Consider the following 20,130-nt stretch of genomic DNA (forward strand, 5'->3'; position numbering starts at 1 on the left):
CAAAGAGTGAAGCGAGAGTAATCTGCGCTTCACTCTTTTTTTTGACGTCAAGGGAACTACATTCCCTTATTTGTGATCAAAACAGCCGTTTCTCTACTCAGACGGAACTAGGGTACACTAAATTCTCTAAATTGCGGGAATTTCCTCCTAGATAGGCGAAATAAGGGATCGTACTTCCCTTTCAGCTGCAAATATCGGATTCTGAGTCGATTAGCGGATCGTCGTTCCTTTTCGAAAGGGGATTAACCAGAACTTAGGTCAGTTCAGCCTTTTTTTTGCGAACCCGAAACCAGAGATAAAGCAGCAAGCAAAGAGGGAGCGTATATTCAATGCCAAATGCGCACTTGGTGAGCCATTTGCCCATGAAGGTGTTCTGATTGAAGGTTGGCATGAATAGAAAGGTGCCGATGGCCAGCAGCAGCCAAAGTACTCGCAGGGGATTGCGATGATCCTGTTTGCCCAGCAGCCAGCTAATACAGAATGTGCAGGCATAGAAAGTGGGGATCCAGGACAACGAGAACATGAATAAATAAAAGGAAATAAATACGACTTCGATCCTTTCGATAAATTTGAACTCAATGTTTTTGAGCACATTGACGACGGGCTCATTATATCCCTTGATTTCATTTGGGCTGAAATAAACGAAACAGATAAGCGTCATCAGCAGAAAAGCAAGCATCGACATTGTATTGGAGAGGATTACACCCATAGCCGCCTGTCGTTTATGCAGAAGAAACGGATACAAGATCAAAGTGACGCCAATTCCGGAAAAGGAGAGCAAGGCTGCTTCAGCAGCGCTGAAAACAGGCAGCCAGCCTTCTTTGAGAACAGGGAGTAAATAAAGCCACTGAGCGTCGTTAAGCGGCAATATATAAGCAAACGGAATCCATAAGGAAATGAAAAAAACAAGCTCCGCGTAACGTCCGATAATACGAAGCCCATTACGAGCGATGGTATAGGTGGGAATCAGCAGCAAAAGCATAATGAGAGGTGAGGAGGTTTGCGGCAGGAGCCATTGTTTGACATAAAGAATTGTTCTCGTGATGCCGATGTACCCATAGAAAAAGAAATAAAGACCTATCAGTACAGCGGCCACTGTCCCGACCCAGCGGCCACAATAATGCGCTAACAAATCTAAAAGGGTTCCATCTGGATATTTTTTCATCACTTGAACGATGATTAAACTCGCCGTCAAATTAAGTATCCATACGAGCAGAATCCCCATCCAGCCGTCCGTTCCCGCGCTCTGTGCCAGATTCATCGGAAGGGCCAGCAGGCCAACGCTCAATTGAACGCCGGATTGGATACAAATAAATTGCATAAGCGTTATCTCGTTATAGGCATATTTTTTCACATTGCGTCCCTTTCATGTCCAACTGGCAGCTGCCTTATTTGATAGGTCCCATTGCGTCGATCGTCGTTTTGATCGTAACCCGAATGTCAGCGTTAGCTAGGGCTTTGCCCCAATCCTTCTTGACTGCCTTATATTCGTCATATTCAAATGCTCTTGCATGCAGCCCAAGCCCGATTGGATCAATCGCTTGCTGCTGAATTTTCTTGATGAGGCTCTCGAATTGCTTCTTCATTTGCTCGCTAATCTTCTGTTCGAGCTCCGTAGAATTGTTTTCGATATCGTGGGGAAAAAGCATTTCGTAAAGACTTATTTTCATTTTGATATCAATATCGAAGCGGAATTTGCCTGCGTTGGTAGAGGTTATTGTTTTTGTTCTTGTTCTCGTTTGATCGGTGGAGAAGGTCACTTTATCGGTTTCGAACGGACTGTGCTTGGCTTTTCCGGGAATGGAAAGCGTAATGCTGGCCGATTTTTTTACTTTGTTTTGTAAAATGCGCAGGAGCACCGTTTCTTCCGCATTCAGGGAAGCGACATATTTACCTTTGTGATTGAGGAGAGCCGTCCCATTAAGCCTAATTTTCTTCTTGGAGTCCAAACCAACTTCGGAGATGGCAGGTGTCAAGCCCAGCTCATAAATTTGCCGATGCAGCTCCTGAAGATTGGTATTGACTGTTTCTGATTTGCTGCTTTTGGTATCCACCATGCTGCGCAGCAGAATAGGCAGCAGCGGCTGATCTTTAGGATTCAGATAGATGATCTCATCCAGCGGTCCGTCGAACATAATGACGCGGTCAGATACGGTATTCTTGGAGTCACGGAAAATGACATCCATCATCTGAAACCAATCCTCGTGCTGAACCATCCGTTTGCTGACGAGGAATACTTGATAGTTCCTGCCGGAGAAAACACCTGCTGAATGAGCATCTTGCTCAGCTCTGGACTGGCGCATTGTCTGTGCGCGCGCGTACGTTTCCTGCGTTTTCTTCTTGGCGCTTTTGTTGAAAACAGGAAATGTCGAGTACATGATCGGCTCATTGTCTGCTCCAAGATCCAGGCCAAGTGTCAGAGGGATCGAAGCGTCTTCCATATCCAGCCGATCGGCACAACCGGGTAAAATAGTTGATAAACAAGCAAAAATCAGGATGGTAAGCAGCCGTTTCATTAAAGGGGTAACCTCCGTTTCACTCGTCCTTCGAACTCACTTGATGGTCCCCATCTCTTCCATATTCACCTTGACAGAGACGTTGATGTTTGCCTGTGACAATGTTTGCCCCCAGTGTTCCTCGACTTTTTTATATGGCTTATAAGTGAATGCTTGCGCATGAATTCCTAAACCTATCGGATCAATACGTTTGGATTGGATTTTATGGATAAGCTGCTCGAATTGCTTTTTTAACTGTTCTGCTATCGCCTTCTCCAGCTCGGTGGTTTTATTGTCCATATCGTAAGGAAAGAGCCGTTCCGTCAATGCAACAGACAGGTGTACAGCCAAATCGAACTGAAAAGTATCCTGCTGAAAAGAAGTTTTGATTTTGGTTTTTGTTTTATTCGTGCTAAAGCTTAATTTATCTGTATTGAGCGGCCCCCTTTTGCGTTGTCCCGGAATGGCGAGCGTTAGGCTGACTGCATTTTTGGCTTTATTTTGCAAGATTTGCAGTAGAATCGTCTCTTGCGCATTGAGCGAATCGACATAACGTCCCTGATGATCCAGTAAGGCCGTCCCGCTTAATTTAATTTCACGATCTAGGCGAATTTCAGCCATGTAGGGAGTCCTCCCATTTTCCAAACGCAGTCGATGCATATCTTGAAAAGTTGTTTTTACGGTTTCTGATCTCCCGCTTTTCGTATCGACCATACCTCGAAGGAGCAAGGGGAGGAAGGGCTGATCCTTTTGATTCGAAAAAACGACGTCCGAGAGCGGCCCATCATACATAATCATCCGGCAAGTGATAGGATTCTTCGCATCTCGGGAGAAAACATCCAGGATTCGTTGCCAGTCAGGATGCTCAAGAAGTCGTTTACTGACAAGGAGTACAAGCAGCTTTCTGGCTTGAAAGAGAGTAGGCCAGTAAGCATCGGTTTGTTGCCTTGACTCTCGGATCGTCTGTGCGGTAATACCCAGCTCATGCGTTTTCTTCTTCGCATCTTTGCTGAATTCGGGAACCGACACATAAGTAAGCAGCTTGTTCTTATTATCGAGATCATAGCCCACCAATAGCGGAAATGAGGCATCTTCGAGATCAAGGCGATCACTGCAGCCTGATAAGAGAGCGACCATGGAGACGACAATCAGCAGATTGAGCCAACGTTTCATACTTTTTTCCTCTGGAGCAGCCGATTCTGCAGGAAGATCCACATCAGAAGACATATCGGAATGATGTATTCGATGAGGATACCTGCCCGAAGGAAGAAACGTTCCATCCTTTCATTTTGATGTAAAGAGGGTATGAAGAAGAACGATCCTACGGCAAGTAAAAGACAAAGGACACGTACGTGGTTGCGTTCAGATTTCGTCCCTCTCAGCCAATTGGTGCAATAGGAGCATAGATACAGAGTGGGAATCCATCCAAGAGAGAATATCAATAGGTAGAAAGCGATAAAGATGACTTCAATCCTTTCTATGAATTTGAATTCTATAATTTTCAAAACATTGATGGCTGGCTCGTTGTAGAATTGAATTTCTTCCGGACTGAAATATACATAGCAGACGATGGTTACGAATAGGTGAGCGAGCAGCGTAAGCGTATTGGAGAGCGTCATAGCCATCGAAGCTTGCCGCTTATTTTGTAAAAAAGGATACAAAATAAATGTGGTTACGAAGCCCAGAAAACAATAAAGCGAGTATGGAACACCAGCGCCAATAGGCTTCCAGCCTTCCCCCGCCAAGGGAAGTAAATGAAGCCAGTGCGATTCCTTCAGCGGGAGTAAATAGATGAGTGGAATCCACAACGAGAGAAGGGTTACAAGCTCCGCGTATCTCCCTATGATTCGAATTCCCGAAGTAGAGACGATATAGGTAGGAATCAGCAGAAGCAGGATAATCATATAAGCTGACGTTTGCGGCAAAAGCCATTCCTTTGTAATCAGCGCTGTTCGGATGAGACAGCTGTACCCGAAATAAAAGAGATAGAGCAGAAGCAATACAGCCGCAGCACGCCCGACCCACTTGCCTCCATATTTCGTTAACAGATCTAGCAAAGTGCCCTCCGGGTACTTGCTCATAATTTTAATGACGATCAGGCTTGCCGCTATCGTAATCAACCAACCGATGATCAGCGATATCCATCCGTCCGTCCCTGCATTCTCCGCTAATATTCGCGGAAGCGCCAAAAAGAAGACGCTCACCTGCAAGCCAGAATTGATGAGAATGTATTGTAGGCTGGTGATATTATGCCGTGAAAATTCACTCATTCCGCGTCACCCTCTGGACGATTATCGCCTTGCCTTTGCATTTGAATCGGCCTTGCGGACAAAGGCCGCTTGCGCATTTTCCAAATGGGCAGCCGAACGAAAGCATCTTTCCAATCCGCAAAACGCATTGGAGCAAGCGGTGTGCTGTAAGGCGTCCCCAGCGATTCCAGCGAAATCAAATGCCCAATCATCGTCATCATGCCGATGATGATGCCAACAAAGCCGAACATCGCCGCCGCAATCATCATGGCGAAGCGGATCAGCCGAATTGCCGCCACCATATCGTAATTGGGCAGGATGAAAGAGGCGATCGCTGTGAAAGCCACGACAATTACCATGATATTGTTGATGAGTCCCGCTTGCACAATCGCTTGTCCAATGACAATACCGCCTACAATTCCAACGGTTTGCCCTACTGGAGCAGGTAAGCGTACGCCTGCTTCCCGCATCATTTCAAGTGTAATTTCCATAATGACAGCCTCCAAGAACGGAGGAAATGGCACACGTCCTCGGAACTCCCCGATGGTAAGCAGCAGCTTAATTGGAATAATCTCGAAATGGTAGGAAATGACGGCAATATAAAAGGCCGGCAGAAACGTAGCAATGAGAAAAGCAAACATTCTCAAGAGTCGTATAAATGTAGCAATTGACCAGCGCGTGCTGTAGTCGTCGATGCTTTGGAAAAATGAAGTGAAGGTAGCAGGTCCAACTAACACGCTGGGCGAACGATCGAGAACAACAACGAATCTTCCTTGCAAGATTTGTGAAGCGGCTGCATCGGGCCTTTCTGTCAAAATAAATTGCGGGAAAGGGGAATACGGATTATCCTCGATATGTTCGGCTAATTCGCCGGTGTTGATCACGGTATCGACATCCAGCCTGCCTAACCGGTCTTCCAATTCCTGAAGTACCTCAGGATGTGCAACGTCCCCCAGATAAAGAATAGATACGACGGTATTTGCCCTGCTCCCAACGGTTAGTTCCTTGATTTTCAGTTCTCTGTTGGAAATATAACGCCTGATTAAGGCGATGTTTTGCGTACCCGTTTCCACGAACCCTTGGTGTGCGCCTTTGAGAGAAGCTTCGATGGAAGGGTCTTCAATTGCCCGCTGCGGCCAGCCTTGTGTATCCAGAGCAAAAGCCTCGGACCGTCCGTTCACGAATAGCACACTGCGGCCTTGCAGAATAGCATTCTCGATGTGCTTCCAGCTGCTAAATCTCAGAATCTGGCCGATGGATAACCGAAAGCTGCCATCTGCGTCGGTTACATCTGCATCAAATTGCAGGGGCCGAAGCACATTGTTGTTGATCGAATTTTTATCGACTAGTCCCATCAAATAAACGAGCGCTGCCGGCTCCTGGGTATGTTTAATCGTAAACTCCCTTATGATGAGATCAGGAGTTTGTGTGAATATATGTTGCAGAGCCGTTAAGTTTTGAAATAAGGAAGCATCTAAGAAATCGTTAGGCGTTTGGCGCTGCGGCTTTGCTTGTGGAACCGTGCGGTACTTTTTCCTGAAGAACCAACTCGAGTATCGCATAGGTGGATAACTCCGTTCTGTACGGTGTTTTTGTATATGTTGTTCGATTTTGGTAAAATTATTCAAATGTTTTGCCATATCGGGGGGAAGACTGATAATGGGGTACGCTGTGCTATAATAATGACATAACACGTTTATCACTGGAGGTTTGCAGCTTACATGACTCAGGAGAAGTGGCATCACACCCAAGTTCGTGTGCGATATGCAGAGACCGATCAAATGGGCGTTGTGTATCATGCGAACTACTTGACATGGTTTGAAATTGGACGAACAGAGCTCATTCGGGGGCTAGGCTATCCTTATCGCAAAATCGAGGACAAAGGGCTTTTGCTGCCCGTTGTTGAAGCAGAGGTTAAGTTCAAAAAGCCGGCACGCTACGATGATCTGGTCAGTGTATATACACGGGTGATTGAAATGAGCAGTGTCCGGCTTCAATTTGCATACGAAGTACGCAAAGTGCAAGAGGAGTTGCAAGATGAGGAATTGGCGACATCTTCTTCAGCTGGTTTTTCTGGTTTTACAACAGAAGCGATGGGGGAATTGCTTGTAACTGGAACAACCAAACACGTTTGGGTGAATCCTTCTTGGAAGCCAGTACGTATAGAGAAGGAAGCGCCAGAATTATGGCAGCTGCTTTCCCAGTATTCTTAAAAGGGGCTGAACGCATGTTACGGATTATGATTGCTATTTTTATACTTGTACCTGCCATAGAAATCACACTGCTTATCACGCTGGGTCATTATATCGGCGGTTGGACGACTTTTGCGCTTATCCTGTTAAGCGGCTTTCTAGGTGTCTATTTTGCCAAAAGAGAAGGACGCAAAGTGTTGGAATATGCCAAGTTTGAATGGTCGCAAGGCCAATTGCCTGCACAGCATCTGCTGGATGGCATTTGTATATTCATCGGTGGCATTTTGTTGATTACGCCAGGCTTTATTACGGATATCTTCGGATTCCTGCTCGTTTTCCCGTATACCCGACCTATTTTTAAGGTCATGCTGCTCGCCATCATTCAGAAGCAAATCGGCAGAGGCCGAATGCGTTTTATTAACCGCCGATAATCGCCAAAATAAAAAGGCTCGATGTCCGCCTATTCAGGAGGAGTCGAGCCTTTATGTATGTAGGCCGCGATATCATGAAAGATTCGGGCGCGATAGAAGGCTGAAATCAGGATAAGTGTCACTGGGCCAATGATGAGTCCAAGCAGTCCGAAAAGCTTCAGTCCAACAAACATAGCGATCAGAGTGGCAAGTGGATCTAAGCCGACCGAGGAGGCAAGCACCTTGGGCTCCATAATTTGCCTGGCAATAACGATGGCTCCGTACAGCACGCTGAGACCAATCCCCAGATAGAAGTTTCCTTGCGCAAAAAATACATATAAGATCCATGGCACCATGACAGCGCCTGTTCCCAAATAAGGCATTAAGTCTGCCAAGCCTGTTAGCAAGCCGATGGTGATTGCATAATCAACACGAAGGACTAACAAGCCGATAATGACAACCAAAGCGGTTAGGGAGACGAGAATCAGCTGGGCGCGCATATAGCCAAATAAAGCTTTTTGCAAATCAGTCCGAATCAATTGCGTAGTCTTGACAATCACATCTGAGAAGATGCCTTTGTAGCGCTTGATCAGCTGATACCAATCTTTACTGATGAAGAAGGTAGCCAGCATGACAATAATCGTAATGGTTGCGATATTCGGAAGCGAGGTTAGGAATCTTCTTAACGTATCAAAAACGTAGCCAATAATGTACTTACTGACGTCGGCAATCGAGCCAGCGGTGGAAGTCAAATTCTTGTTTACGGTTTCTTGGTATTTCGGATTATTTTCGAAAAACTCGTTGATGCGTTCGATCCAATCTTGGAACGCTGTTGAATTAATGAATACATTGAACTGCTCCACCCAAAGATTAATTTGTATCTGCAGGGTATCGGCCAGTGATCCAAGCTCTACGACAATATTGGCGACGAGCAAAGTGACGGCTGCGACCATTGCGCTTATAAAAAGCAGCATGGAAAAAGAGACGGCGAGCCAGCGGGGAAATTTTAATTTAAATTGAAAAAAGTTCACAACAGGGTTAAGCATTAGGGCCAGCACCCAGCCAAAAATAAAAGGATAAATGAGCGGAATGACATAGTAAAATGCCAAACTGATGAGCACGATAATTAATGCCACCCAAATACCTCTGAAAATCTGATGAACTAAGCGTGGATTCAAGATTCCCATGGTTGTTCTCTCCTTGATTCTAGTCTTTTTATTGTAACATGAAGTTGGATAAATACGGAAACGATCATTCATTTACAAAATCTTAATAAAGTAGAAGAGGGGGTTCTGCATTGTCGGTGTACAAGACACATAGTACAATGTAGATATACCTATAGCAAAATAGATCCCATAACCATAACTGGAGGCTTTATGAGTATTGCACGAGAACCCGATCTGAAAGAAATGAAAGAGATCAAAGAAGTCAAAGAAATTTCGACCAAGTACTTGAACCGAGATTTGAGCTGGATTGAGTTCAATTGGCGAGTTCTGGAGGAAGCGCAGGATGCGAGTACTCCGCTGCTTGAACGGATGAAATTTCTGGCGATCGTTTCTAGCAATCTCGATGAGTTCATGAGTGTTCGTGTTGCGGGGCTCAAAGATCAAATTAAGGCGGGTTATACCAAAAAAGATTTCACAGGCTACACGCCGGCAGGTCTAATTAAACGCATAATGAAACGCACCGCCAAAATGGTGACTGAACAGTACAAAACGTATCGGGAAGTAACGCGCCTGTTGACCAAAGAAGGCATTGTGTTTACGGAATACGAAGATCTGAATATGAGCCAGAAGAAAGCCATGGATGCTTATTATCATGATATTATTTTCCCTGTCTTAACACCGATGGCGGTCGATCAAAGCCGACCATTTCCACTTGTCCATAATCATTCGGTCTATTTAGCCGTTCTTTTGGTGCGCGAAGGCGACGATCCGGATGAAGAGCCTTATTTCGCCATCGTTCAAGTACCTAGTAATTTATCTCGTTACATATCTGTACCCACAAGACCCAATAGTAAAAAGCAAGAATTTATTTTGCTTGAAGAATTAATGGAACATCATATTCAGTCCTTATTCAGCGGCTATATTCCGATTTCTGTGCATGGGTTCCGAGTGACTCGCAATGCTGATTTAACGCTTAATGAAGAAGGTGCGGAGGATCTGCTGGAAGAGATCGAGAAGGAGCTTAGACGCAGACGTTGGGGAGCTCCCGTGCGGCTGGAGGTGCAAGAAGGGATTCATCCCTATGCGCTTACCCAGCTTCAGGAAGAATTTGAGATCGAAGAGCAGATTTTTGAAATCGACGGCCCGCTCGATATTACTTATTTTATGAAGCTGGCCAGCACGTTGACGGGTTTCGAAAATCTTCGCTATCCACGCATCAACGCCAAATATCCGGTCGAGTTTGAAGATACGGTCGATTTCTTTGATGTCCTGAAACAAAAAGATGTGCTTGTGCATCACCCTTTCGAAACGTTCGACGCTGTGACGGATTTCATCGTTCATGCTGCATATGATCCTCACGTTTTGGCGATAAAAATGACCTTGTATCGAGCTAGCGGGAAGTCGCCGATTATTCAAGCATTAGCCAGAGCCGCGGAGTCTGGGAAGCAAGTAACGGTCGTTGTGGAACTCAAAGCCCGTTTCGATGAGGAACGCAATATCGCTTGGGCACGAATGCTGGAGAAGTCAGGCTGTCATGTTGTGTATGGCCTGGTCGGACTGAAAACACATGCGAAGATAACGCTTGTTGTGCGGCAAGAAGAGCATACGCTTCGCCGATATGTGCATGTGGGAACCGGCAACTATAACGACAGTACGGCTCGGCTCTATACGGACGTAGGTCTATTCACTTCAAACAGTGTCATTGGGGAGGACGCATCGGCGCTTTTCAATGAGATTACGGGATATTCAGCGCCGCATGACTGGCAGTCTTTTGCTGTCGCGCCGACGGATCTGAAAGATAAGCTGTTCGAGCTCATCGAACGGGAAGCTGAACATGCAAGAGCGGGAAGACCAGCGCGGATTATTGCCAAGATGAACTCCTTGTCCAATCAGGAGATGGTCGATGCGTTATACGCGGCGTCTCAAGCAGGCGTGAAAATCGATCTGATTATTCGTGGTGTTTGCTGCTTGCGTCCTGGTGTGCCGGGTCTTAGTGAAAATATTACGGTTCGGAGCATTGTGGATCGATTCTTGGAGCATTCCCGGATGTACTATTTCGAGAACGGCGGTCTCGTTGATGTGTATTTATCCTCAGCCGATTGGATGACACGTAATTTGACTCGTCGTATCGAGTTGATGTGTCCAGTTCTTGATCATGATATGAAGAAAATGATGATTCAAATTCTGAATGTCAGTCTGAACGATAATGTCAAAGCGAGAGAATTGATGCCAAACGGCATGTACAGTCGCATAAAAAATGAACTGACCCCTTATCGGAGCCAGTTCGAGGCTTTGAAAATTACGACTTGGAAAAAACTCCGGCTTGAGTCTTAAGCTTAAGTCCCCACGCTTTTTCGAACTCTTTGCTTACTAAAGCGAGTTCCTTTAGCTCCAAGATCGGATTGTGAATGCACATTAGTTTCAATGTTAAGGTCGTTTCGCTTCTGGTTAGCTGCAGTTCTTGAACAGGTTGGGTTTCACTGAAATCAAGGGCTATGGCCAACTTCAGCAAAGTTCCCAGTTTAATAATTAATCCTTCGTCGGTTTCTGTCAGAAGGTCCTTGTGCGCAAGGGCTTGCTGGTGGATCCGGCTTTTTGTTTTGTAGGTTGCAATGAGGGAACAAATCACAATTTCGCGATGACTAAGACCATCGATACGCGTATTGGCAATCATATACTGCGTGTGTTTGAGATATTGATAATAATGGACACTGGCCCCAATCCGATGAAGGAGAGCAGCCGTATGCAAGTATCGTTGGTTGCGATCTTCCAGTTCGGACTTCTCAGACAGCTTTTGGAATAGCTGCATAGCTATGCGATCAATGTGTCTGACATGCTTTTCAGCCGCGTTGGGATGCAGGGCAAGGATATTATGGATGCTAGCTTCAAGCACATTATGCTTGATCGGGTGTTCAGGATCAAACGTTTCATAAAATAGACCGTCGCGCAGACCGGAGCCGCTAATAATGCAAGCCGAAGATTGCACCGCTTCATAGATGGTAGCCATAATAATCAGACCAGGGACCATAATATCGGCACGTTCTTTGGAAAGACCGTCTATTTTTTTTCTTTTCTCTAACGGCAGTGAGGAAAGAAATGTAAGAAAACTCGGAAGTTCCCCCGATTTCAATACGTAATTATGTGCGAGTTGAAGCGAATACTTGTTGCGCTTCTGACTCATTTTCCCCAATGTTCGAATCGTTCCGCCCAAGCCAATCATAGGCAAATTGGGAGAGTGTTTCATCCACGGCTGAGCCGAAACCGCCTCTTCCACCATCTGGCGAATGTTAGTCATCTCTTGTTCGGTCAGGTTGCCGTTTTTCATATATTGACGAGTCGTATTCACAGCACCGAACGGAAAGGAAACGCTATGTTTCAGCTTCCGGTCTCGAAATAAAGTAACCTCCGTGCTTCCGCCGCCAATATCAATAATAATGCCATCTTGAATATCGATGGAGTTAATTACCCCTAAATAACCATAGCGTGCTTCTTCTGTACCGCTCAATACTTCAATGTGAAGTCCGGTTTGCTCTTCGAGAATCCGCACGATCTCGGCCGAGTTCGCCGCGTTGCGAATGGCTGCTGTCGCCACGGCTCTAATCGTTTGCACCTCTTGAACTCGGCACAGCAGCGCGTAATGGGAAAGTATAGGAACGATAGATACGATATCCTTGCTATGTAAAATGCCATCGTAACCGATGCGCTCACTAAGTCTTGCTGAGTCCTTGTGTTCACTTACAACACGGTAGGCCCCTTGGGCGTTGATTTCGTAAATGACGAGCCGAATCGAGTTCGATCCGATATCAATGATGCCGATACTTGTGCCGCTGCTCATGTATTTGCTCCTTTGTCCGAGAAAAATCACTGGTTCTTTGCCTACATTGTATCAATCTGCATCCTTCTCGACAAATTCTTGGTCGGGGATCAAGGCTGAAAAATCTCGACTACGCCTAGCGGATCTAATTTAATGGCATATTGTTCATTTAAAACGACGTATAAGCCATATTTTTCTAAATACCTGTCAATAGCAGCTTGCAGAAACGCTTCAGTCACCCCAAGAAATTCTGCAATTTCGTAACGTCCCTTGGCTCGCGCCTTGTGGGCGTCAACGATGCGTTCCAGCGGTATCAGTTTATGGTGAGCCCACTGTCTTGCAAGAAGTTCTTGCTTTCTGTTGCGTACGTCAGACTGATCTGTTATATCACCTGAGCTAGTGTGATAATGTCCTAGTTCCTCGGCGAGTATGCAGCGCTTTTCAATGTGAGTAGATAAGCTCTTGTTAATCCAAATCGTGTTGTCTGCATAAAGGCCATGTGTGGTTGGCAATAGATTCTGCTCAGAGACATCGATGGATAAATGAGCTGCCTCTTTGAGCAGCTTTTCATACAGCATAAGCTATTCTCCCTGCTGTTGGCGTTTGGAGCGCACAAAGGCTTTGAACCGTTCAAGCTCCTCCAACTCTTCGTCTGTCCAATTCTCCCCTTCATGGTGAGCGGCAATCGTCTCAAGCTGCTGCTTTTCGGCCATAATCACCAACTCTTCAACGGTGATATCCAGCGCGCGGCAAACTTTGATGACGTTATCGATGGAAGCCCTGCCGACACCGCGGCTCAACATCGACTGGAGGGTTGTGGGGGGGATACCTATTTCTTCAGCAAAAGCTCTTCTGCTGCCTCGCTTATCAATTAATGCAGACAAAATTTCAGCTTTTTTATCCACCGGGCACCTCTCAAATGAATGGAATAAACGCTTTTCCGTATATATGGAATATCGTACCTTATCGGAATCGCAATGTAAAGATAAGGATAAACGATAATGCGTTCACAATTTTTATAATAACTTGACTATGAACGCAATAGCGTTTAATATTGCGATAACCCTGAACGCATTTGCATGTATCAAAGGAGGAAGATGAAAGAAATCCTCGTGAGGAGATTATCACAGGCCATCGTTTGCTTTGAAAACGAACATACGTTCTATGATTTGAAAGGAGGATAATGATGAATCAACAAATGGAGGGTTTTCAAGCCTTTGCCACATTAAATAACTTTTTTGCTTTGACTCCATGCAAGAAACCTACGCGGGAGCAAGCGGAAACTGCTGTACTTGCTTTGTGCCAGCTATACGGCGCGGAGAGCGAGGAAGCCATTTTAAAACAGCCGGATAAAGAACTTGTACAGCAATTTCTAGAAACAAGAGATCAGATTATGAAATGTTTAATTGAGGATGAGAATAGGACGCCTTGGTTAGCGAGTATTCATGATCTTAAACATTCTTATGGGGAGACCCATCAAGTATTGCTTAACGCGAAAAGGAAAGCGGACAAGACCGGCAATCAGGCTTGCAAAAAAATGATTAATGAGATGATATCGGATGTGGATTATGCCATCGAATGGATGGACACAGCGAGAAGACCAGGGAATAAAAGAGGGATTGAACGCAGATCGGCTTATCAGCGAATGAAGCTTGTAGATCCTCATCTGCTTCAGACTATGAATATCTCAGCCGATGACATGTACGCTTCAGCTATCGGCGATGCTCAAAGAGAGCAGCTTGACAAGGCGATGGACTTGCTGTCTGAAAGGGAGCGTGCGTGCTACATGATGGCTTATGGTGAAGGATTTTCCAGAAGCTACATTGCCGATCTGCTAGGCGTAACGAAGGACAGTGTGAAAGTTTATTTGGCCCGGGCGCAAAAGAAATTCGCCATAGAAAACCAGCTTTTATAAAAGAAAAAGTGGCTTGTCCCCCGATTGCCACGTATATATGAGAACACTAGTTCGCTATTAGGCGAGGCGCCCTGCCATATGGCTTTAAACTGGGTTAAAGAGCAGAGGGGGTGTAGGAATGATTGATAAGATTTGGGATATTCAGCAGGAAATGATGGTAGAGCGAGTGAGCTGTGCATGAGCCGACTTGGTAATTTCGAATTTGAGGATCTGAAGAACTTCCAAAAAAAATTGGACAAGCTGACTGAGAAGGCTCCAGCCTTCCTGGAAGCATGCATCAAGGAGTTGGCTGGGCAACTCCTTGACAAAGCAGTTGCCAAAACACCCGTAAGTTCGGGTTTGTTGCGGCGCAGCTGGAAGCTTGGTCCGGTCGTTTCTACTTCAACAGGCGTTCAGATTGAAATTATGAATCCGACGGAATATGCGAGTGATGTGGAATACGGATACTGGGCAGAGAATCATACACGACGAGTGGAGGGGCGATTTATGCTCAAAATCTCTATCCAAGAATTGGAGCATGAAATGCCTTCTATCCTCGAAAGAAGGTTGGAGGAGTTCATGAGGAAGCATTTGAGGTGGTAGCATGATTGAGGCTGATATCGAAAGTGGAATTGTCACAAAGTTGAAAGAGTTGGAGCCTGATTTGCCCGTGTACACCGAGCAAATTGTGCCGCGACCGCTTGAGTCTGCCTTCTTCATCCAGTTGATCTCCAGTGGGCAGGTTAAGGGGTTGAACAGGAGATATACGCGATCATTACTTTATCACATTGCGTTTTATCCTAAACCTGAAAGTGTTGCGAAAAAAGAAGATTGCAGGCGTATGGGGGAACGGCTTTATGCAGCTATGGGGATCATCGATGTGAATGGTCCGATTCGAGCTCGAAATTTGAGCTGTGAAGTCGTTGATGAAGTCCTTCATTTCAGCCTGGATTTTCAAGTGACGCTAGTTGAAGAAAAGCCAATAGAGCCCAAAATGAAAAATTTGGACCAGGAGGTTCGTACATGAGTAAAAACGAGCAAAAATCCGAGGTACAGGAACCGTTTTATACGAAAGAGCAGTTTCTTGCATCTCACAAATTTAGCGGAATTCAAAAAGATATGCTGCAAGCATTGATTGATGATGGTAAAAGGTACACAGAGAAAGAAGTCGTACAAATCATTCATACATTTCTAGAGGGGACGGTGCAATAAATGGCGGGTGGAACCTATACAGTACAAAATAAAGTTCGTCCAGGTGCATATTTCAATTTTGCCAGTAATGCTACGCAAGGTTCGTTAGGAGAAAGAGGCGTTACGACGATGGCGCTTAAATTGAGTTGGGGAGCGGCAAAGCAAGTTCTTACGATTCATGCGGGAGATAACGTGAAGACGCTGCTTGGCTACGATCTCACAGATGCGAAACTGCTGCTCATTCGCGAAGCGCTGAAACGTGCGGGCACGCTTCTGCTGTATCGCTTGAATGCTGGGACCAAGGCTGCGGCAACAGTGGGCAGTCTAACGGCAACAGCTAAATATGGCGGTGTGAGAGGCAATGATTTGAAAATCTTGGTTCAGACGAATGTAGATGATCCAGCCAAGTTCGATGTAAAAACACTGCTTGGCGCAGATGAGGTGGATAATCAAGTTGTTGCCGATATTGCCGGCCTGGTTCCGAATGCCTGGTTGGATTGGAGTGGAACTGGAACATTAACGGCATCAGCAGGAGCCGCTCTTACCAATGGTGCGGATGGTACGGTGCTGAATGCTGACCATTCTGACTACTTAAGCGCGATTGAGGTGTTTGACTTCGAGACGGTTGCTCTTCCGAGCTCGGATCCGTTACTTAAATCCCTTTATGCGGCATTCACCAAGCGCCTCCGTGATGACGAAGGGAAGAAAATTCAAGCTGTCCTGGAAAACTATCCATCAGCCAATTATGAAGGTGTCATCAGCGTCAAGAATGGTGTTGTGCTTTCTAGTGGAACGGTATTAGATGCTGTTTCAGCTACCGCATGGGTTGCCGCAGCAACGGCTGCAGCCGGGGTGAATGAAACGTTGACCTATCAGGCTTATGAGGATGCCGTTGATGCGAATCCGCGCTATACCAATAGCCAGATTGAAGCGGCATTAAAAGCGGGAGAATTCGTGTTCACACAGAATCAGGGCAGAGCGCTCGTTGAACAGGATATCAATTCGTTGACGAGCTTTACGACAGCCAAAGGACGACCTTTTGCCAAAAATCGTGTCATTCGTGTTCTGGATGCTATCAATAATGATTTGAAAGCTACGTTCGAATCCTTCTATGTTGGGAAGATCGATAATAATCCCGACGGTCGAAATTTACTCCGAAATGAATATGTCAAATATCTGGAATCGTTGCAATCGATTGGCGCCATTCAACATTTCAGTTCTCAAACGGACATTAGCATTACGCAGGGTGACCTGCCAGACAGCGTATACTCGGAAGTTGCTGTTCAACCCGTGGACGCTGTTGAGAAAATTTACACGAAAGTGAAGGTGAACTAGAATGAGCTTTCTACATGCCAAAGATACGATTTCTGGACAATCCGCTAAGGCTTACGCAACGATTAATGGTCAAGTGGAGGAAATGTTCTACGCTAAGAAATTTGAAGCAAAAGTTAAAAAGAATAAAAAGGAAATCAAGACCTTAGGCAAGCTTGGAACGCAAAACAAGGCCAATGGTTTCACAGGCACAGGGACGATGACCATTTATTATGTGACCTCCGCGTTTCGTAATTTGATGTTAAATTACACAAAGAACGGCATTGATAATTACTTTGATATTCAAGTTGTCAACAATGATCCAAGCTCCTCCGTTGGCAATCAAACGACAGTTATTAAAAATGTCAATTTGGATGAGTTGACCGTCGCTTCATTCGATGTGGAATCAGAGGCGTTGGAGGAAGAAGTAAGCTTTACATTCGATGATTGGGATATGACTACGCAGTTTACTAAACCACAATAGGCCAGCAGCCACAGGAGGATTGTCTCATGAGTGATATCAGTGCTTTCTTAGCAGGGAATGTATCCACAGAAACAACGGAAGATGTCATTGTTTCCGAAAGATTTAAAGGCAAAGACGGCAAGCCGGTTGCTTGGGTTCTTCGCTCCATAACGGAAGAAGAGAATGACGCGATTCGCAAAGCAGCAACAAAACGGAGCAAAGGCAAGGGGGGACAGCAGGTTACGGAAATCGACCAAACCGAGTATTTATCCCGAATGGCCGTGGCCAGCGTGTCATTCCCTAACCTAAAAGATGCGGAATTGCAGAAATCCTATGGCGTTCTAGGAGCTGAGACGCTTATTCGGAAAATGTTATTGGCTGGCGAGTACGCTAATCTCATTCTTAAAGTCCAGGAAATTAACGGATTTGATAAGGATATTAATGAATTGGTGGAAGAAGCAAAAAACTAATAGAGGGAGGCCGGGATGAGAACGGGGACATACGTGATCCCGATTCTACAGCTGTTCTCCTCTATTACGCTCTTTTTAAGTTGCGCAAGCTTCCTCATGAAATCATGGATCTTCCGATACATGAGAGGGCATTCATATTTGCATCCATACAGCTTTATTCTAAAAAAGAATCCGATGCAGCGAAGAAACGAGCCTAATAGCTCATTCAATGTGCATCGACATATCGAAGCGTCCCAATCTTGGGACGTTTTCGGTTTTGGAAAGGAGGACAGCCATGGCAACAATCGGAGCCAGTCTTAAATTGTTTGACCAATTCTCGGGTACATTAACCCAGGCGCAGCAAAAAATGCAAGGAACCATTCTTCTCGCTAACCAGCTAAAGTCAGCAGTTCAGGGAAATATAAATCTTCATATTGTTCTGAACTCGGCCCAAATCATGACACAAGTCGCCGCTCTCCGTACAAATATACAAAGCCAAATCGGGCATATTATCGCTCGCATACAGCTTGAATTGCCAGCTTCTTTAACCGTGATGTTTACGAACCTTCAAAGGCTGCTGCTCAAGTTTATTGCGGCAGCGAAGAGGTTTACTACGGAAGGTGCCTCAAACGGGCAGCAGTTGCAAACTGCTTTGCAGCGTATTGCCCAATTGGAGCAGCAAATTCTGAATCTTCAAGATAAGATAAACAATGGATCTCAGAAGGGGGCAAGCAGTTCAGGCGGTTTGTTAAGCAGTCTTTCAGGCATTGTATCGGGCCTTCGCTCTATTCCAGTGGGTAAAGCCATCCAAATTAGTGATGAATATATGTCCACGCAGGCCAAAATCAAACTCGCTAATGATGGGAAACAATCACCGCAGGAACTGCAGAATAGTATCTTTGCAGCGGCGAATCGATCCCGTGGCGATTATGGAACGATGGCAGGCAATGTCATTAAATTAGGGCAGACCGCAGGCGGCTCCTTTGGCAGCAGCAAAGAAATGGTATCGTTCGCCGAGCTCATGCAGAAATCTTTGAAAATCGGCGGCGCTTCCTCGGAAGAACAACAAACAGGTATGTCTCAAGCAACAAAAGCGATGTCCTCCGGCAAAGTGGGAGGGGAGGATATGCTGGCGATGATGGAGAGTGCGCCGGTGCTGGCGAGCGCTGTAGCCAAATTTGTCGGTAAATCAACGGTGGATTTGAAGAAAATGGCGGAAGAAGGGAAAATCACGTCCAATGTGATCAAAGGCGCGCTTTTCAAAGCAGCAGATGATATTAATAGTCGATTTCAAAAAGTGCCAAAAACGTTCGGTGATGTATTCACTCTACTGAAAAATCATGCGCTGCAATCGTTTGGTCCGATTATTGAAAGAGTAAGTACGCTGCTCAATTCCCCTGCAGGGGATACATTATTTCAAGCCGTAACATCAGGGATTTCGGTTGCAGCGAATGCCTTCTCCATAATTTTGACTGTGGCTCAATCGTTCTTTGGGTTCATTCAAGATCATTGGCCAATCATTCGAGCAGGCTTGTTGGCACTGGCTGTGGTAATCGCAGGAGAATTGGTTGGCTCTATTCTCGCAATGGGAGCAGCGTGGCTTGTTGCGAACTGGCCTATCTTGCTTGTTGTGGCAGCTATTGCCCTCATCATCTTCGTTCTGCAGCAATGCGGAGTATCCGCTAACCAAGTTATAGGATTTATGGCGGGCGCTTTTATGTATCTGGTAGGCAGTGTTTGGAATTCGGTTGCATTAATTTGGAATATTTTTTCCAGTTTGTCGGATTTTTTAATCAACCTCTTTGTTGAGCCTACGTATGCTATGGAGCGTTTGATTTACGATTTGGCAATGACTTATGGCAGTTACATGCTAAATATGATGCAAACCGGTGAGGATTTTGCGGGCAGTTTTATGAAAAATATTTTACATGCCATTAATAAAGCTTTAGAAGGATTTAATTGGCTGGTGGATAAAGTAAACGGGATTTTTGGTACTGATTTTAAACAGGCAAAACTGTTTGATGAATCGAACGTTCATGCCGTTAGTGATGGTCTAAAGAACGTACTGAGCACGATGGAGGAACCTGTTAGTAATAAAGTAACAGCGAAGGCTCCAAGAATGGGTCTGAAAAACCTGAAAAACGAGTTTGATTACGGCTACAAAGCAGGTTCGGGACTTGTCGATTCATTAGGCAGTTTCAGCAGTTTTTCTGATTTGATGGGGAATAAGAATGGGGACATGACCAACAGCACACTAGGCAAAGTCAAAGAAGTTGGCGCCATCAATGACACGGTTGATATTTCCAGTGAGGATTTAAAGCTTATGCGTGATGTCGCTGAACGTGAAAGCATTAAGAATTTCATTACGCTCACGCCTACGGTAGAGGTAGGAGACGTCCATATTAATGATGGAACGGATGCGGATGAGTTGTTGCGCCGAATCACCCAAGCCGTGGAAGTAGAAGTGACTAATCATGCTCAGGGGGTCTATTAGGA

The 20,130-nt window shown here is 45.4% G+C and carries 20 protein-coding genes; 11 read left to right on the plus strand and 9 right to left on the minus strand.

Features of this window, described 5'->3' with window-relative positions; translation table 11 throughout:
- Positions 1-253 precede the first annotated feature (253 nt).
- The 5 genes from HQN90_RS17935 to HQN90_RS17955 form a co-directional block, all read right to left on the minus strand.
- Entirely contained in the window at positions 254-1,321 is a 1,068-nt protein-coding gene (locus HQN90_RS17935) for a GerAB/ArcD/ProY family transporter (RefSeq protein WP_216855354.1), read from the minus strand.
- 67 nt (positions 1,322-1,388) lie between these two features.
- Entirely contained in the window at positions 1,389-2,516 is a 1,128-nt protein-coding gene (locus tag HQN90_RS17940) for a Ger(x)C family spore germination protein (protein WP_173221147.1), read from the minus strand.
- A 36-nt stretch (positions 2,517-2,552) separates the two neighbouring features.
- Positions 2,553-3,668 carry a Ger(x)C family spore germination protein gene (locus tag HQN90_RS17945; protein ID WP_173221149.1) on the minus strand — a complete coding sequence of 372 codons (1,116 nt, stop codon included), beginning with the start codon at positions 3,666-3,668 and terminating at the stop codon, positions 2,553-2,555.
- Positions 3,665-4,765: a GerAB/ArcD/ProY family transporter gene (locus HQN90_RS17950; RefSeq protein WP_173221151.1), complete on the minus strand. Its 1,101-nt coding sequence runs from the start codon at positions 4,763-4,765 to the stop codon at positions 3,665-3,667. The genes HQN90_RS17945 and HQN90_RS17950 overlap by 4 nt, the downstream gene beginning before the upstream one ends.
- Entirely contained in the window at positions 4,762-6,306 is a 1,545-nt protein-coding gene (locus HQN90_RS17955) for a spore germination protein (RefSeq protein WP_173221153.1), read from the minus strand. Before HQN90_RS17955 ends, HQN90_RS17950 begins: the two co-directional genes overlap by 4 nt.
- 159 nt (positions 6,307-6,465) lie before the next feature.
- Here HQN90_RS17955 and HQN90_RS17960 point away from each other — a divergent pair, with 159 nt between their 5' ends.
- Positions 6,466-6,957, plus strand: coding sequence for an acyl-CoA thioesterase (locus HQN90_RS17960; protein WP_173221155.1), 492 nt, complete (start codon positions 6,466-6,468; stop codon positions 6,955-6,957).
- Positions 6,958-6,971: 14 nt separating this feature from the next.
- Positions 6,972-7,367 carry an FxsA family protein gene (locus HQN90_RS17965; protein ID WP_173221157.1) on the plus strand — a complete coding sequence of 132 codons (396 nt, stop codon included), beginning with the start codon at positions 6,972-6,974 and terminating at the stop codon, positions 7,365-7,367.
- Positions 7,368-7,396: 29 nt separating this feature from the next.
- On the opposite strand, the gene ytvI is transcribed toward HQN90_RS17965, so the two are convergent.
- Positions 7,397-8,533: a sporulation integral membrane protein YtvI gene (gene ytvI, locus HQN90_RS17970; RefSeq protein ID WP_173221159.1), complete on the minus strand. Its 1,137-nt coding sequence runs from the start codon at positions 8,531-8,533 to the stop codon at positions 7,397-7,399.
- A 222-nt stretch (positions 8,534-8,755) separates the two neighbouring features.
- Between ytvI and ppk1 the strand changes: the two genes are divergently transcribed.
- Entirely contained in the window at positions 8,756-10,846 is a 2,091-nt protein-coding gene (gene ppk1, locus HQN90_RS17975) for a polyphosphate kinase 1 (RefSeq protein WP_173221295.1), read from the plus strand.
- Here the strand turns inward: ppk1 and ppx are convergent.
- The 3 genes from ppx to HQN90_RS39980 all read right to left on the minus strand — a co-directional run bounded on the left by ppx (position 10,812) and on the right by HQN90_RS39980 (position 13,231).
- Positions 10,812-12,347 carry an exopolyphosphatase gene (gene ppx, locus HQN90_RS17980; RefSeq protein ID WP_173221161.1) on the minus strand — a complete coding sequence of 512 codons (1,536 nt, stop codon included), beginning with the start codon at positions 12,345-12,347 and terminating at the stop codon, positions 10,812-10,814. The two genes, ppk1 and ppx, sit on opposite strands and share 35 nt — an antisense overlap.
- An 89-nt stretch (positions 12,348-12,436) precedes the next feature.
- Complete coding sequence (locus tag HQN90_RS17985) at positions 12,437-12,904, minus strand: ImmA/IrrE family metallo-endopeptidase (RefSeq protein ID WP_173221164.1); 468 nt, start codon at positions 12,902-12,904, stop codon at positions 12,437-12,439.
- A 3-nt stretch (positions 12,905-12,907) separates the two neighbouring features.
- Positions 12,908-13,231, minus strand: coding sequence for a helix-turn-helix domain-containing protein (locus tag HQN90_RS39980; protein ID WP_173221166.1), 324 nt, complete (start codon positions 13,229-13,231; stop codon positions 12,908-12,910).
- 278 nt (positions 13,232-13,509) lie between these two features.
- Here HQN90_RS39980 and HQN90_RS17995 point away from each other — a divergent pair, with 278 nt between their 5' ends.
- The 8 genes from HQN90_RS17995 (at position 13,510) to HQN90_RS18030 (ending at position 20,128) form a co-directional block, all read left to right on the plus strand.
- Positions 13,510-14,241, plus strand: a complete 732-nt coding sequence (locus tag HQN90_RS17995) for a sigma factor-like helix-turn-helix DNA-binding protein (RefSeq protein ID WP_173221168.1) — start codon at positions 13,510-13,512, stop codon at positions 14,239-14,241.
- 177 nt (positions 14,242-14,418) lie between these two features.
- Positions 14,419-14,823 (plus strand): HK97 gp10 family phage protein, encoded by a 405-nt coding sequence (locus tag HQN90_RS18000; RefSeq protein WP_173221170.1) that lies wholly within the window; start codon positions 14,419-14,421, stop codon positions 14,821-14,823.
- 1 nt (position 14,824) lies between these two features.
- Positions 14,825-15,247 (plus strand): phage tail terminator family protein, encoded by a 423-nt coding sequence (locus HQN90_RS18005; protein WP_173221171.1) that lies wholly within the window; start codon positions 14,825-14,827, stop codon positions 15,245-15,247.
- Positions 15,244-15,432, plus strand: a complete 189-nt coding sequence (locus HQN90_RS18010) for a hypothetical protein (protein WP_173221173.1) — start codon at positions 15,244-15,246, stop codon at positions 15,430-15,432. The genes HQN90_RS18005 and HQN90_RS18010 overlap by 4 nt, the downstream gene beginning before the upstream one ends.
- The gene (locus HQN90_RS18015; protein WP_173221175.1) at positions 15,433-16,746 is read left to right on the plus strand and encodes a phage tail sheath family protein; all 1,314 of its coding nucleotides are present in this window, start codon (positions 15,433-15,435) and stop codon (positions 16,744-16,746) included.
- 1 nt (position 16,747) lies between these two features.
- Positions 16,748-17,206 carry a phage tail tube protein gene (locus HQN90_RS18020; protein WP_173221177.1) on the plus strand — a complete coding sequence of 153 codons (459 nt, stop codon included), beginning with the start codon at positions 16,748-16,750 and terminating at the stop codon, positions 17,204-17,206.
- A 26-nt stretch (positions 17,207-17,232) separates the two neighbouring features.
- Complete coding sequence (locus HQN90_RS18025; protein WP_173221179.1) at positions 17,233-17,655, plus strand: phage tail assembly chaperone; 423 nt, start codon at positions 17,233-17,235, stop codon at positions 17,653-17,655.
- A 274-nt stretch (positions 17,656-17,929) separates the two neighbouring features.
- Complete coding sequence (locus HQN90_RS18030; protein WP_173221181.1) at positions 17,930-20,128, plus strand: tape measure protein; 2,199 nt, start codon at positions 17,930-17,932, stop codon at positions 20,126-20,128.
- The last annotated feature ends 2 nt before the right edge of the window (positions 20,129-20,130 follow it).

This window comes from Paenibacillus alba (genome assembly GCF_013204855.1).
GTDB lineage: Bacteria > Bacillota > Bacilli > Paenibacillales > NBRC-103111 > Paenibacillus_E > Paenibacillus_E alba.